Here is a 13,707-nt window from a genome sequence, read left to right on the forward strand (position 1 = left end):
CCTAGCTGCCCCGGGTGAGGAAAAGCACGAGCCAGACCATCAGGCCCAGCGCCAGAAGCAGGCCGAGTATCCGGCCAATGCGCGTGCCCCAGACCTCGATCGGGTCGGTGCGGTCGGCATCGGCGGCGGCGACATGGTCGCGCATGCCCTTCGTCGTCCGCGCCACGAAGGAATTCCCGGCCGGATCGGTCTCCTGCGCGACGCGCTCGAGGATGCGGCGCGATTCCCTGTCGCTGTCCTGGCGCCCTGCCATGATGATGTCCCGTTTTGACCGGACCTTATCGCGTTCGCGCGGCCAATCACAGGGGCTTGCGGCAAGGCGATGGATGGCCGGCCCGGTCCAGAGGGCCGAGGCCGTTTTCTTGCGCGCTGATTGTGGTAATGCTTCGCTTGCAACTTCTACCGAGGGACCCCATCATGCTTGCCCAGCGCCTTGCTCGACCATCGACATTCCGCACGCTGCCCGCCTTCCTGATGATGGCAATCGTGCTGCCGCTGCTTGCCGGCTGCGGCTACAACACGATCCCGACGGCGGAGGAAAACGCCAAGGCGGCTTGGAGCGAGGTGCTGAACCAGTATCAGCGCCGCGCCGATCTCATCCCCAATCTGGTCGAGACGGTCAAAGGCTACGCCTCGCATGAAAAGGACACGCTCGATGCGGTCGTCGAGGCGCGCGCCAAGGCGACGCAGATCACGGTGACGCCGGAAACGCTGAAGGATCCCGAAGCGCTCAAGAAGTTCCAGGATGCCCAGGCCGGGCTGACCAGCGCGCTGTCGCGGCTGATCGCGGTGTCGGAGGCCTATCCCGACCTTAAGGCCAACCAGAATTTTCTCGCGCTGCAGGCGCAGCTCGAAGGCACCGAGAACCGCATCGCGGTGGCACGGCGCGACTACATCCAGGCGGTCAGGGATTATAATCTGACGCTGAAGACCTTCCCGTCGGTGCTGTGGGCGACCTTCTGGTTCCGCAGCAACGAGCCCTTCGCCAACTTCACCGTCGACGAAGACAAGATGCAGCCGCCGAAGGTCGATTTCGGCACGAAGCAGGGCGGGTAACAGCCGGGGTCAAACGCCGTGATCTTGCTGGCCGATGAGGGACGGCGTCTGGGCCGCCTTGCCGCCATTGTGCTCTTCGTCCTGGCGCTTCCGTTCGCGGCCTTCGCCGCGGACCTGCCGGCGCTCACCGGCCGCGTCGTCGACAATGCCGGCATTCTCGACGCCGGCACCAGAGCGGCGCTGACGCAGAAACTCGCCGATTTCGAGACCAAGGGCTCCGACCAGATCGTCGTCGCCACCATCCCCAGCCTCGACGGCGAGGAGATCGAACCTTACGCCAACCGGCTGTTCCGCTTCTGGAAACTCGGCCAGGCCAAGGAGAACAACGGCGTGCTTCTGCTGGTCGCGCCGAACGACCGCAAGATGCGCATCGAGGTCGGCTACGGGCTGGAAGGCACGCTGACCGACCTGCACACCAAGCTGATCATCGAAAATGACATGGTGCCGGCCTTCCGCGCCGGCGATTTTTCCGGCGGCATCTCCAAGGCCGTCGACGACATGATCATGGTGCTGGAGGGCAATCCGGAGGAACTGGAGGCGCGTGGCCAGCGCAACCAGGAGGCGCCGTTCAATTCCGACGACCTGTTCTTCGCCATTTTCATCAGCATCTGGGCGATCATCTTCTTCGGCAGCATCGCGGCCTCCATCCTGCCGCCGATCTTCGGCCAGAAGCTCGGGCCCGGACGCTATCGCTGGCTCGGCATGACGTTCGAGCCCGGGCGGCGCTCCTCATCCGGCGGCTGGTCTTCCGGCAGTTCCGGCGGCGGCTGGTCTTCGGGTGGCGGCGGTGGCGGCTTTTCCGGCGGCGGTGGTTCGTCCGGCGGCGGCGGCTCTTCGGGAAGCTGGTGACGGCATGACGGCACGCACCATCCGCCTACCGAGGCCCGGCCATTTCAACCCGGCGATCAACGCGGTCCTGACGGCTTTGATGCTGCTTTTGTCCTGCCTGGCGGGTTTTGCCGCCGAGCTGCCTGCCCTGACCGGCCGCGTCGTCGACAATGCCGGGATCATCGATGCCGGCACCAAGGCGGCGCTGACGCAAAAACTCGCCGATTTCGAGAAAAAGGGCTCCGACCAGATCGTCGTGGCGACGATCCCCAGCCTCGACGGCGAGGAGATCGAACCCTATGCCAACCGGCTGTTCCGGTTCTGGAAGCTCGGCCAGGCCGGCGAGAACAACGGCGTGCTTTTGCTGGTGGCCAAGAACGACCACAAGATGCGCATCGAGGTCGGCTATGGTCTGGAAGGCACGCTGACCGATCTGCACACCAAGCTGATCATCGAAAACGACATGGTGCCGGCGTTCCGCGCCGGCGATTTCTCCGGCGGCATCAGCAAGGCCGTCGACGACATGGTCATGGTGCTCGAGGGCAATCCGGAGGAGCTGGAAGCACGCGGCAAGCGCAATCCGGCCGACAGCAGCACCCCCGTGGACCCGATCGTCGTGATCTTTTTGATCTTGTGGGGCACGATGTTCTTCGGCGGGCTGGCGATGGCGTTCCTGCCGCCGATGTTCGGCACCAAGCTGTCGCCGGGCGTGTATAGGTGGCTCGGCATGACGTTTCGCTACGGCCGCGGGCCAAGCGGGTCCTCGGGCAGCAGCGGCTGGACATCGGGTTCTTCGGGCGGCGGCTGGTCGTCGGGAAGCTCCGGCTGGTCGTCCGGGTCGAGCAGCAGCGGCGGCGGGTTTTCGGGCGGCGGCGGCTCGTCCGGTGGTGGCGGTTCTTCAGGAAGCTGGTGAGACAATGGCAACACAACCGATCAGCCCGCAGGACCATGAGCGCATCGCCGACGCGATCCGCGCGGCCGAGGCCAAAACCGACGGCGAGATCTACTGCGTCGTCGCGCATGCCAGCGACGGCTATTTCGCCCCTGCCGCCTTGATGGCGACGCTTGGCATGCTGCTCGTCAGCCTTGCCGTCGCCTACGGGCTGGAGGCCAGGTGGCTGACCATCCGCCTGCCGCATTTCGTCATCGCCCAATTGCTGGCGCTGGCCTGCGTGCTGGCCCTGTTGTGGGCGGTTCCCGGGCTGCGCATCCATATGGTGCCCCGGCGGCTGCGCTATCAGGCCGCGCACGCCAACGCGATCAAGCAGTTTCTCGCCCGCAACGTCCACCGCACCACGGCGCGCACCGGCGTGCTGGTCTTCGTCTCGATCGCCGAGCGCTATGCCGAGGTGGTCGCCGATTCGGGCATCGACGCCAAGGTCGGCCAGCATGTCTGGGACGGCGTGGTGCGGGATCTGACGGCGCATGCCGGCGACGACCGGCTTGCCGATGGTTTCGTCAAGGCGATCGAGCAGGTGGGGGCGGTGCTGGCCGAGCATTTCCCGGTCACCTCAGGCGATGCCAACGAGCTCGACGACCATCTGATCGAGATATGAGAGCCTGCTGGTAGACACCACTTTACCCATCCGGCCTGTTTCCGGACGGGCTTTTGCCCGATGTCAGCAATGTCAGGAACGCTGTTAGAAAGCGGCCGGCGGACCGCCCGGACTCTTGCAATCGGCCGATGCGGGTTTATGGTTAACAAATCATGAATACGCTGACGATCGACATCCGGAAAGCAGACCCGCGCGATGCAGGCGCCATTGCCGAAGTGCATCTGGAAGCTTGGCGCGGCGCCTATTCCGGCATCATTCCGCACCGCACGCTGACGTCGATGATCAACCGCCGCGGCGCCGACTGGTGGGCGAACGCGATTCGCCGCGCCGCCACCGTTCTGGTCGTCGAAATCGGTGGCACGATCGCCGGCTATGCGACGATCGGCAAGAACCGCGCCCGGGAGCTCAAGCAGCAAGGCGAGATCTACGAATTGTACCTGCGCCCGGAATATCAAGGCATCGGGCTTGGCCGGCGGCTGTTTTCGGCGGCCAGGGCGCGTCTTGCCGACCATGGCCTGAAGGGCATGGTGGTGTGGGCGCTGGAAGACAATCAGAACGCGCTGGCCTTCTATGCCGGCGCCGGCGGCCGCGATGTCGCCGAAGGTGTCGAGATCTTCGAGCAGAAGGCTCTGAAGAAGGTCGCCTTCGTCTGGGAATGACAGCCGGGGGATGATCGCGCACAGCAAGGCCGGTAGGCGGTGCGTATCCCGGTGAAATCACGACGCTGAAACATCTTGTGCTCATGATTGAACGCGTCTGATACGATCGCGTATCGCCTGACGTGCGCGAGCACCATTCGCCGCATTGCGCCATTGTGCGACGCCCGCTATCTCCTCCCAACCGAGAGAGGGACAAATCCATGCGCATTGAAGCCATAGCCACCGGAAAGAATCCGCCCGAAGACGTCAACGTCATCATCGAAGTGCCGATCGGTGGCGAGCCGATCAAGTATGAGATGGACAAGGAGGCCGGCACGCTGTTCGTCGACCGCTTCCTGCACACCTCTATGCGCTATCCCGGCAATTACGGCTTCGTGCCGCACACGCTGTCGGGGGACGGCGATCCGATCGACGTGCTGGTCTGCAACACCCGCGCGCTGGTGCCGGGCTGCGTCATCAATGTCAGGCCGATCGGCGTGCTGGTGATGGAAGACAATGCCGGCCAGGACGAGAAGGTCATCGCCGTGCCGTCGCCGAAGCTGACGCTGCGCTACGAAAACGTCACCGAATACACGCATCTGCCCGAGATCACGCGCCAGCAGGTGCAGCACTTCTTCGAGCACTACAAGGATCTCGAACCCGGCAAATGGGTCAAGATCGAAGGCTGGCACGATTCCAAATATGCCAAGAAGATGATCGTCGACGCGATCGAACGGGCGAAAAAGGCCAAGTAGTCAGTTATCCACCCGTCCAAAAGCAGGCACTTTGCCGATGACGGTGTGCCTGTCCTTGCCGCAGGTGAAAGTGCGCGCCTTCTCGTCGGCGAGTTTGCGCGCCTGGTCGTTGGCCTGCGGGTTGCCGGTGGCCAGCACAAGGCCGACGGCGCAGCTTTCCCGCGCGTCCATCTGGCCGACCTTGGCGACGAGCAGCACGTCCGTCGATTTGTTCTGATCCTCGGCATCGCTGATCGTGCGGCGGTGGATGACGGCGAAGGGCACGGCCTTGTCGCCATTGGTTTCGATGCGCCACTCGACCTTGGCCGCGGATGAATTGAAGCCTGAAAAACTTTCCCAGGCGGACGTCATGTCGCCGCCAGGCGGAAACCCGTAGAAAAGCGACTCGCGGGCGTCGTCATAAGCGATGAGCACGGGGTAGCCGCGATAGCCCGAACAGGCGAGATCGGCCCAGTCGCCATCGCCTTGTTCGGCCTGCGCGTAGGTCACGCAATCCTTCTTCGAATCGAGGTCGGTGTAGGCGCTGGATATGTCGCCGGCATGAGCCGCCTGACACAGGCCGGCAAACGCAAGCGGGATCAGAATGGCGCGCATGATGAAAATCTCCGGTTCGGGCCGGAGCAACGTACCGCCAAACGCTATTTCTTCAAGCTTGCTCCGATCAGCAGATCGGCGTTCGTCGCCACCGACTGCGCGGGACCGCCAAGGCCGAACAGCTGGCCGCTGATATAGGCGCCCTCGATCAAAAGCAGCAGCCCATCACCCAGCGTGTCGGCGTCCTGCGCGCCCATCGCCGCGGCCATGGCGCGCAAGCGGCGGCGCAGCTCCTGCTTGTTGGCCTCGCTGACGACACGCGCCGGATGGCCGCGCTCGGGATATTCCACCGCCGCGTTGGTCATGCCGCAGCCGCGATAGTCGGGCTTTTGCGTGCGCTTGCCGACGCGGGTCAGAAAGGCGCCGATCTGGGCGCGCGGGTCGCCGGGATGGGCGTCGACCGCCTCGTCGAAACGCTCCCAGAATTCGTGGTCATACTGACGCAGATAGGAAGCGGCCAATTCGTCCTTGGAAGGGAAGCTGCGATAGAGGCTGGGCTTGGTGACGCCGGCGCGCTTGACGATCTCGTCGACGCCGATCGCCCTGATACCGCGCCGGTAGAACAGGTCATAGGCCACGTCGAGGATCTTCTTGGCGGCCTTCGGCGGCGCCGATGCATGATCGTCGCTGATGGATAGTTCAATATTTTTGTCGGCTGGCATCATGGAACTCGATTGACAGTGTTACCGATCGGTACGTATACAGGCTCCCATCTTGCAACGTACCGGTCAGTAACATGATAGCTCAGTCCCGTCCGTTTGGCCAGCGCTACGCTTTCGTCGTGGTCGGTGTCATCTTCCTCTGCCTGCTGATAGCCGCCGGGCTGCGCTCGGCGCCCGCCGTCATGATGCTGCCGCTGGAAAACAGTTTTGGCTGGCGGCGCGATATCATCTCGCTGGCCGCCGGCGTCGGCATCCTGCTCTATGGTCTGACGGGTCCTTTCGCCGCCGCGTTGATGGAGCGGATCGGGCTGCGCCGCACGCTGATCGCATCGCTGGTGGTGATGTCGGGCTCGACCGCTCTCAGCCTGCTGATGACCGAGCCCTGGCATCTCTTCATCACCTGGGGCGTCTTCTCGGGCATCGGCTCCGGCGCCGTCGCCAGCGTGCTTGGCGCCACCATCGTCAACCGCTGGTTCAAGACCAATCGCGGCCTCGTCATGGGATTGATGTCGGCCTCCAGCGCCACCGGCCTGCTGGTGTTCCTGCCGCTGCTGGCCTCGCTGGCGCAATCGGGCGGCTGGAAGCCGGTCGCCATCGCGGTCGCGGTCGCAACGGCCTGTCTCCTGCCGCTGGTCTGGCTGCTGGTGCCAGAGCGCCCGGCCTCGATCGGCATGGTGCGCTATGGCGCCGAGGCCGACGACGTGCCACCGACTTCGCCCGCATCGCAGGGCAATTTCCTCGCGCATACGCTCAACACATTGCGCCGCGCGGCCGGTACCCGCGTCTTCTGGTACCTGTTCGCCACCTTCTTCGTTTGCGGTTTCACCACCAACGGGCTGGTCGGCACGCATCTGATCGCCTTCTGCGGCGACATGGGCATCGGCGAGGTGCAGGCCGCCGGCCTGCTGTCGATGATGGGCATTTTCGACCTGATCGGCACGACGCTGTCGGGCTGGCTCACCGACCGTTTCGATCCGCGCAAGCTGCTCGGCGTCTACTATGCCATCCGTGGCCTGTCGCTGATCTATCTGCCCTATTCCGGCTTCTCGGCGACCAGCCTGATCATCTTCGCCGTGCTCTACGGTCTCGACTGGATCGCCACCGTGCCGCCGACGCTGCGGCTCGCCAACGAGGCGTTCGGCGACCGCAGCGGCCCGATCGTCTTTGGCTGGATCGTGGCCGGCCATCAGGTTGGTGCCGCCACCGCGGCCGCCTTCGGCGGCACGATGCGCGAGCTGCAGGGCAATTACGAACTGGCCTTCCTGATCGCCGGCATGACCGCCATCGCGGCGGCCTGTATCTCACTGCTGATCAACACGAGCCGGCCGGCTTTCGACCCGGAGCCGCAAGTCGCTTAAGACGGGTTAGCTCAAATTGCGATCGAAGGCGATCTGACGGCAGTCAGGTCGCCTTTGCGTTTAATAGAGCATAAATGAGTGCTGTTGTTGGGACGGCAAATGGGCCGACCACTCAATCCGGGTAGCAGACCATCGGAATGTTCGGCCACACGGCGGTATCGCAGTTGGCCGCGTCCTGGCGTTGCTTGAAGGCGGCGGTGACCGGGCCGGTCACCACCGGGTCAACGCCGTCGGGCGCATCGGCAAAGGCCTGCTCGGCAGTCTGGTTGTCTGACTGCGCAACGGCGCGCGCGCCTTTCTGGGTCGCGGCAGCCGACTGCGCGGCGTTGGCCGCCAGCAGCAGGGCAAACGCCACGGAGGCGATGAGTGGCCAAAATCGGTTGAGTTTATCGGTCATGTCGGTCGAACTGCCCGGGCCCTGAAAGGTTCCCGCCTTGGTTAACAAAATCATCTCACACGCAGATGCTTAAGATTTGATGAGTATTTGGTGTCGCGCTTCCCCTTTCGCAACTGCGAAAAACCCTGTATGAGCCGCGCAACCGAAAGAGGCAGCGCCTTTGGCCTGCTGCCTGCAACGCTTCCGAGACCCAGAACATGAAACTCCGTAATATCGCGATCATCGCGCACGTCGACCATGGAAAGACCACCCTTGTCGACCAGCTTTTGAAGCAGTCCGGCTCCTTCCGCGACAATCAGCGCGTCGCCGAGCGCGCCATGGATTCCAACGACCTCGAAAAGGAACGCGGCATCACCATCCTGGCCAAGGCGACCTCGGTCGACTGGAAGGACACCCGCATCAACATCGTCGACACACCCGGCCACGCCGATTTCGGCGGCGAGGTCGAGCGCATCCTGTCGATGGTGGATTCGGCCATCGTGCTGGTCGACGCCGCCGAAGGCCCGATGCCGCAGACCAAGTTCGTCGTCGGCAAGGCGCTCAAGGTCGGCCTGAAGCCGATCGTCGTCATCAACAAGATCGACCGTCCGGACGCCAGGCATGTCGAGGTGGTCAACGAGGTGTTCGACCTGTTCGCCGCGCTCGACGCCACCGACGAGCAGCTCGACTTCCCGATCCTCTACGGTTCTGGCCGCGACGGCTGGGTTTCGGAAAATCCGGAAGGCCCCAAGGACCAGCAGCTGGCGCCGCTGTTCGATCTCGTCATCAAGCATGTGCCGGCGCCGACCGTTCATCCCGGTCCGTTCCGCATGATCGGCACCATCCTGGAAGCCAACCCCTTCCTCGGCCGCATCATCACCGGCCGTATCGAATCCGGCACGCTGAAGGCCAACCAGGCGGTCAAGGTGCTGCACCATGACGGCACCCAGATCGAAACCGGCCGTATCTCGAAGATCCTGGCTTTCCGCGGCCTCGAGCGCCAGCCGATCGAAGAGGCTCAGGCGGGCGACATCGTCGCCATTGCCGGCCTGTCGAAAGGCACCGTGGCCGATACGTTCTGCGATCTGACGGTGACGGAAGCGCTGCATGCGCAGCCGATCGATCCGCCGACCGTGACCATGTCCTTCCTCGTCAATGACAGCCCGCTCGCCGGCACCGAAGGCGACAAGGTGACCAGCCGCGTCATCCGCGACCGCCTGCTGCGCGAGGCCGAAGGCAATGTCGCGCTGAAGATCGAGGAATCGCCCGACAAGGATTCGTTCTTCGTCTCCGGCCGTGGCGAATTGCAGCTCGCCGTGCTGATCGAGACGATGCGCCGCGAAGGCTTTGAAATCGCCGTGTCGCGTCCGCGCGTCGTCATGCAGAAGGGTGAGAACGGCGAATTGCTGGAGCCGGTCGAGGAAGTCGTCATCGACGTCGACGAGGAGCATGCCGGTGTCGTCGTGCAGAAGATGTCGGAGCGCAAGGCCGAGATGGTCGAACTGCGCCCCTCCGGCGGCAACCGCCAGCGCATCGTCTTCCACGCGCCGACGCGCGGCCTGATCGGCTACCAGTCGGAACTTCTGACCGACACGCGCGGCACCGCCGTGATGAACCGGCTGTTCCATGCCTACGAGCCCTACAAGGGCGAGTTGCCGGGCCGCACCAACGGCGTGCTGATCTCCAACGAGCAGGGCGAATCGGTCGCCTACGCCATGTGGAACCTGGAAGATCGCGGCCCGATGGTCATCGATCCGGGCGTCAAGGTCTATCAGGGCATGATCATCGGCATCCATTCCAGGGACAACGACCTCGAAGTGAACGTGCTGAAGGGCAAGAAGCTGACCAACATCCGCGCCGCCGGCAAGGATGAGGCGGTCAAGCTGACCCCGCCGATCCGCATGACGCTGGAGCGCGCGCTGGCCTGGATCCAGGACGACGAGCTGGTCGAGGTGACGCCGAAGACCATCCGGCTGCGCAAGCTCTATCTCGATCCGAACGAGCGCAAGCGTTTCGAAAAGTCGTCCAAGGCGGTCGGCGCGGCGTAATTTTTTCATCCGACGATTTTCGAGAGGGGCGGAGCACCAGATGCTCCGCCCCTCTCTCGTTTATCCGCCGGCCGCGCGGATGATGGCCTGGTGATCCGGCTCGCCGGCCAGGTCGATACGGATCGTCATTCCCTGACGGACCGGCTTGCGTAAGGCTTTGGCGCCGTCCGGATCGACGACCAGAAGGCGCCGTTCCTCCAGCGCCTGCAGCCGCGAGCGCGAAATGCCGAGTTCGCCGGCGAGCAGGCGATCAAGCCGCAGCGATGTCGGCATTTCCAGCCCAAGCTGGAGCTCCAGGGCCGCCGCTTCTTCCCCGGCGCCGCCGAGCAATCGCTTGTGCACGGCGACATCGGGAAACTCCTCGACGCGCCCCACCTGGTTGCGCAGGGCGACGATGTCGAAGGCATGGCGCCGCGCCAGCCCCGGATCGTTGCTCTCGAGCGCCCGTAGCAGGGCCGGTTCGATGTCGCGGCGGTTGCAGCGTTCGAAAATGCCGAAATTCCAGGAATTGTCGCAATCGACGCAGCGGTAGATCAGCCAAACGTCGATGCGCTTGCCGTTGGCGTTGACGCGGAATTTTCCGCTGCAGCGATAGGCCTTCACGCCGCCGCAGCGATTGCAATTGATCAGCGGTTTGGGGGCGATTTGGGGCGCGATCGCCCAGTGGATACGCACAGTAGAAGACATGCCGGTAAGCCCTTCCCGTCGGGAAGTTCATCAGGTCGGCACAATCGAGATGCCCCTGCGGGCGCGGCGTGGCGGGTGGCTGCGGAGATGGTGAAGTCAGGAGTCGCCGGCGGAAAGCGCGCGACAGCGGTTCAGCAGTGCCAAACCGGTCTCGAACCGCCGCCCAGAGGAACACGTGAACATGAACAGGCACCGCGGATGCGGCGCCATGCAGGTGTGTCGGGGGAGTTGACGAGACCGGCGGTTACTGAGGCAAAGTGAAGCTCAAAATTGTTTCGCGGCGGGTCTTCTAGCCGTAGCCAATGAGGACTGCAAGGATGCCAGTGGCTTGAAACGAATGACGGCAAACTTGTCTGGAGACGATCGATCGTCGAGGCGACGGGAAGGAGTGGCCAGCGGCGACGCCGGCGATCGATGCTTGTGACATGTCCAGCGCGAAATTACCGTCGGCTCCAGCCACTTGCGATCACCCTTCTGACGACGCTGGTGCCCAAGGGGGGTATGCCCTCTATGTCTTCAATGGTCCGCAAGACGGAATAGTGATCGATCTTTTCGGAGTAACGTCCTGAATCGATTCCGAATCCGTAAAATACAGTGAATATATGGTTCTCTGTATGGTAGTCGTCTTCATCGAACGTCACTATCAAAAGGCTTTTGTTTTTCTTCGTCCAGGCGGCGTAACCTCCAAGGTGATTTTTCAACCAAGTGTCAGCCGTCTCTATTGTGCCGTCATGCATGTCATTTTCGAGATTGGGAATCACGAAACTGAGGGACGGTAGCTTCGCGTAGTCGCGAGGGAGGTCGGCAAGAGACTTCTCAAATCCCTTCGCGTCGGCGAACGATTCCCAGGGATTATGTTTTCGCGGCGACCCGGCCTCGACGTAGCCCGTAAATGTCTTGCCGTGAGCCCGAAGACGAGCGGCCAGGTTCGGCGCAGCAAAGGCGTGCATGCCATCGTCATGCACGCCTTGTGTTAAGCCGCTGAACAGCGCGAAATAATTGGGTTGGCTGGGGTGAGCAACCCCATAGGATCGATCGAACAGCGCGCCGCCTCTTGCCAGCCTATTCAAATAGGGAGCGGTTTGTCCCGCCAGAGAAATCTGCTCAAAGGTGTGGTTCTCCATGATCACGACAACGACGTGATCATATTTCGGCGGCTTCCTCGACGATGCTGCAGCCTGGGGCGCTTGGCTCGGCACCATGTTGGCGAGCAGAACAGCCAGCATGGAGAACCGTCGAACGACCCCGCGCCAACTTTGCACAATCACGAAAACTCCTCCTCCCGGCTGTGCGGCAAGATCGACCTGACTGCAAGTCGGGCATGACAGTCAAGGGCATGGCCAAACGTGGAGCCGGTCTGGGATCTGCTGCTATCGACATTGCAAGCGGTGATGTCGATCGGATATTGTGCGCCCTTCAACCGCTTGTAAGGCCCCGCCATGCATCTCGCCTCGCTGCTGATTTTCGCCGCCGCTCTCTTCGTTGCCGCCGGGTCGCCGGGTCCGTCGATCGCGGCGCTGGTGGCGCGCGTCATCGCGAAAGGGTTCCGCGACGTGTTTCCGTTCCTGCTCGCCATGTGGATCGGCGAGGGCATCTGGCTGTCGCTGGCGGTGTTCGGACTGGCCGTGGTGGCGCAGACCTTTCACTTCGCCTTTGTTGTCGTGAAATGGGTCGGCGTCCTCTATCTCGCCTACCTCGCCTGGAAGATGTGGACGGCGCCTGTCGATGCCAAAGAGGGCGAGATGCCGCGCGAGGATTCAGCCGTAAAGCTGTTCTTCGCCGGCATGGCGGTGACGCTCGGCAACCCGAAGATCATGATGTTTTATCTGGCGCTGCTGCCGACCATCATCGACCTCGCTTCGGTCAGCATCGTCGGCTGGGTCGAACTGACCGCGACCATGGCGGTGGTGCTGATCGCCATCGATCTCGCCTGGGTGCTCGCCGCCGCGCAGGCGCGCAAGCTTTTGAAAAGCAAGCGCGCCATGAAGATCGCCAACCGCGTCAGCGCGACCACGATGGCCGGCGCTGCCGCGGCGATCGCGGCTCGATCCTGAGACGAAGCGTCAACCCATCATATTGATGATCGGCGCGATCTCGACATTGCAGTTTGGCATGGCCAGCATCGGGCAGCCCTTGGCCTTCTCCGCGGCATCGTTTATATCCCTGGCCTCGATGATGGAGTAGCCGCCGGTCGGGTTGCTGCCGCCGTTGTTTTCTATCTTGCCGCCGGGCAGGACGGTCTTCGACATGCCGACCGGATTGCCCGGATCGACAACGGCCGAGCCAAGCTTTCCAAACCAGCCTGACCAGGCGTCGGTCATCGCCTTTCGCTCGGCTTCGCTCGTCGGCATCTTGCCCGAGCCGTGATAGACGTAGAGAAACTTCGCCATGTTCTCCTCCCTTGATGAGCGGCATCGAACCGGCATGCGGTCACGCCGCCTGACGATCATCGGACCAAACCGGCAAACAAGCAACGAGAATGCGCGATCGCTAATATACGGGGCGTTGGGGAGCGACGGTCCCTATCGCGCCATGGCGTGGTATTCGTCGTTCGGCCGCATGTCGATCGCCGCCGCCACCCGGTTCGACATGTTGAAGAAGGCCGCGGTCGAGGCGATGTCCCAGATGTCGCGGTCGCTGAAGCCGGCCTTCCGAAGCGCGGCCCGGTCGGCCTCGACGATCCTGGCCGGCTCCTCGGTCAGCTTGACGGCGAATTCGAGCATCGCGGCCTGCCTCGGCGACAGATCGGCGGCGCGGAAATTCATCACCATCATCTCGCCGAAGGCCGGATCACCGGACAGCTGGCGCACCGCGGCGCCATGCGCGGTCAGGCAATAGTAGCAATGGTTGATCGAGGAGACGGCGACCGCGATCATCTCGCGCTCCAGCTTCGACAGGCCGGATTCACCCAGCATCAGATCGTTGTACATGTCGGTGAAGGCGCGCAGTTTCTTGTCGTCGAAGGCGTAAGCCTTGAGCACGTTGGGAACGAGGCCGAGCTTCTCCTCGCATTTGGCGAAATAGGCCTTTGTCGGCTCGCTCAGCTTTCCCGAGGCCAGATCCAATGCTGATATTTTGCCGGTCATGGGGTCATTTCTCCTCGTCGGGCGCTGCCTTGTGATCGAATTCCGATAAATCGAGGCTAGCCG

The 13,707-nt window shown here is 63.2% G+C and carries 17 protein-coding genes; 9 read left to right on the top strand and 8 right to left on the bottom strand.

The window, feature by feature from the left end:
* Nucleotide 1: 1 nt before the first annotated feature.
* Entirely contained in the window at nt 2-253 is a 252-nt protein-coding gene (locus AC1DPX_RS06290) for a hypothetical protein (RefSeq protein WP_202357313.1), read from the bottom strand.
* A gap of 164 nt (nt 254-417) precedes the next feature.
* On the opposite strand from AC1DPX_RS06290, the gene AC1DPX_RS06295 reads away from it, so the two are divergent.
* From AC1DPX_RS06295 to ppa, 6 genes are all read left to right on the top strand, one after another.
* On the top strand, nt 418-1,056 hold the full coding sequence (locus AC1DPX_RS06295; protein ID WP_115140015.1) for a LemA family protein: 639 nt from the start codon (nt 418-420) through the stop codon (nt 1,054-1,056).
* Nucleotides 1,057-1,083: 27 nt separating this feature from the next.
* Nucleotides 1,084-1,905 (top strand): TPM domain-containing protein, encoded by an 822-nt coding sequence (locus AC1DPX_RS06300; RefSeq protein ID WP_446721204.1) that lies wholly within the window; start codon nt 1,084-1,086, stop codon nt 1,903-1,905.
* Nucleotides 1,906-1,909: 4 nt separating this feature from the next.
* Nucleotides 1,910-2,797 (top strand): TPM domain-containing protein, encoded by an 888-nt coding sequence (locus tag AC1DPX_RS06305; protein WP_477235283.1) that lies wholly within the window; start codon nt 1,910-1,912, stop codon nt 2,795-2,797.
* 4 nt (nt 2,798-2,801) lie between these two features.
* Entirely contained in the window at nt 2,802-3,440 is a 639-nt protein-coding gene (locus tag AC1DPX_RS06310; RefSeq protein WP_477235285.1) for a TPM domain-containing protein, read from the top strand.
* Between the two features lie 152 nt (nt 3,441-3,592).
* Nucleotides 3,593-4,099: a GNAT family N-acetyltransferase gene (locus AC1DPX_RS06315; RefSeq protein ID WP_010912199.1), complete on the top strand. Its 507-nt coding sequence runs from the start codon at nt 3,593-3,595 to the stop codon at nt 4,097-4,099.
* A 200-nt stretch (nt 4,100-4,299) separates the two neighbouring features.
* On the top strand, nt 4,300-4,833 hold the full coding sequence (ppa, locus tag AC1DPX_RS06320; RefSeq protein WP_202357317.1) for an inorganic diphosphatase: 534 nt from the start codon (nt 4,300-4,302) through the stop codon (nt 4,831-4,833).
* Here ppa and AC1DPX_RS06325 read toward each other — a convergent pair whose 3' ends face one another.
* Together AC1DPX_RS06325 and AC1DPX_RS06330 are read right to left on the bottom strand one after the other, a co-directional pair.
* A complete protein-coding gene (locus tag AC1DPX_RS06325; protein ID WP_202357318.1) occupies nt 4,834-5,427 on the bottom strand; it encodes a hypothetical protein in 594 nt (197 codons plus the stop codon).
* Between the two features lie 44 nt (nt 5,428-5,471).
* Nucleotides 5,472-6,089 (bottom strand): TetR/AcrR family transcriptional regulator, encoded by a 618-nt coding sequence (locus AC1DPX_RS06330; RefSeq protein WP_477235287.1) that lies wholly within the window; start codon nt 6,087-6,089, stop codon nt 5,472-5,474.
* A gap of 74 nt (nt 6,090-6,163) precedes the next feature.
* On the opposite strand from AC1DPX_RS06330, the gene AC1DPX_RS06335 reads away from it, so the two are divergent.
* Nucleotides 6,164-7,447 (top strand): MFS transporter, encoded by a 1,284-nt coding sequence (locus tag AC1DPX_RS06335; RefSeq protein WP_477235289.1) that lies wholly within the window; start codon nt 6,164-6,166, stop codon nt 7,445-7,447.
* 112 nt (nt 7,448-7,559) lie between these two features.
* On the opposite strand, the gene AC1DPX_RS06340 is transcribed toward AC1DPX_RS06335, so the two are convergent.
* Entirely contained in the window at nt 7,560-7,898 is a 339-nt protein-coding gene (locus AC1DPX_RS06340; protein ID WP_202357321.1) for a hypothetical protein, read from the bottom strand.
* A 143-nt stretch (nt 7,899-8,041) separates the two neighbouring features.
* Here AC1DPX_RS06340 and typA point away from each other — a divergent pair, with 143 nt between their 5' ends.
* Nucleotides 8,042-9,871 (top strand): translational GTPase TypA, encoded by a 1,830-nt coding sequence (gene typA, locus AC1DPX_RS06345; RefSeq protein ID WP_202357322.1) that lies wholly within the window; start codon nt 8,042-8,044, stop codon nt 9,869-9,871.
* A 60-nt stretch (nt 9,872-9,931) separates the two neighbouring features.
* Here the strand turns inward: typA and AC1DPX_RS06350 are convergent, their stop codons facing one another.
* A complete protein-coding gene (locus tag AC1DPX_RS06350) occupies nt 9,932-10,558 on the bottom strand; it encodes a DUF1062 domain-containing protein (protein WP_202357323.1) in 627 nt (208 codons plus the stop codon).
* Nucleotides 10,559-10,998: 440 nt separating this feature from the next.
* Nucleotides 10,999-11,784: an alkaline phosphatase family protein gene (locus tag AC1DPX_RS06355; protein WP_477235291.1), complete on the bottom strand. Its 786-nt coding sequence runs from the start codon at nt 11,782-11,784 to the stop codon at nt 10,999-11,001.
* Between the two features lie 213 nt (nt 11,785-11,997).
* Between AC1DPX_RS06355 and AC1DPX_RS06360 the strand changes: the two genes are divergently transcribed.
* Nucleotides 11,998-12,612 carry a LysE family translocator gene (locus tag AC1DPX_RS06360; protein WP_202357324.1) on the top strand — a complete coding sequence of 205 codons (615 nt, stop codon included), beginning with the start codon at nt 11,998-12,000 and terminating at the stop codon, nt 12,610-12,612.
* Nucleotides 12,613-12,621: 9 nt separating this feature from the next.
* On the opposite strand, the gene AC1DPX_RS06365 is transcribed toward AC1DPX_RS06360, so the two are convergent.
* Both AC1DPX_RS06365 and AC1DPX_RS06370 read right to left on the bottom strand, forming a co-directional pair.
* The gene (locus AC1DPX_RS06365) at nt 12,622-12,948 is read right to left on the bottom strand and encodes a YciI family protein (protein WP_202357325.1); all 327 of its coding nucleotides are present in this window, start codon (nt 12,946-12,948) and stop codon (nt 12,622-12,624) included.
* Nucleotides 12,949-13,080: 132 nt separating this feature from the next.
* Nucleotides 13,081-13,644, bottom strand: coding sequence for a peroxidase-related enzyme (locus tag AC1DPX_RS06370; protein ID WP_202357326.1), 564 nt, complete (start codon nt 13,642-13,644; stop codon nt 13,081-13,083).
* Nucleotides 13,645-13,707: the final 63 nt, after the last annotated feature.

The organism is Mesorhizobium sp. 01N446, from assembly GCF_056399285.1.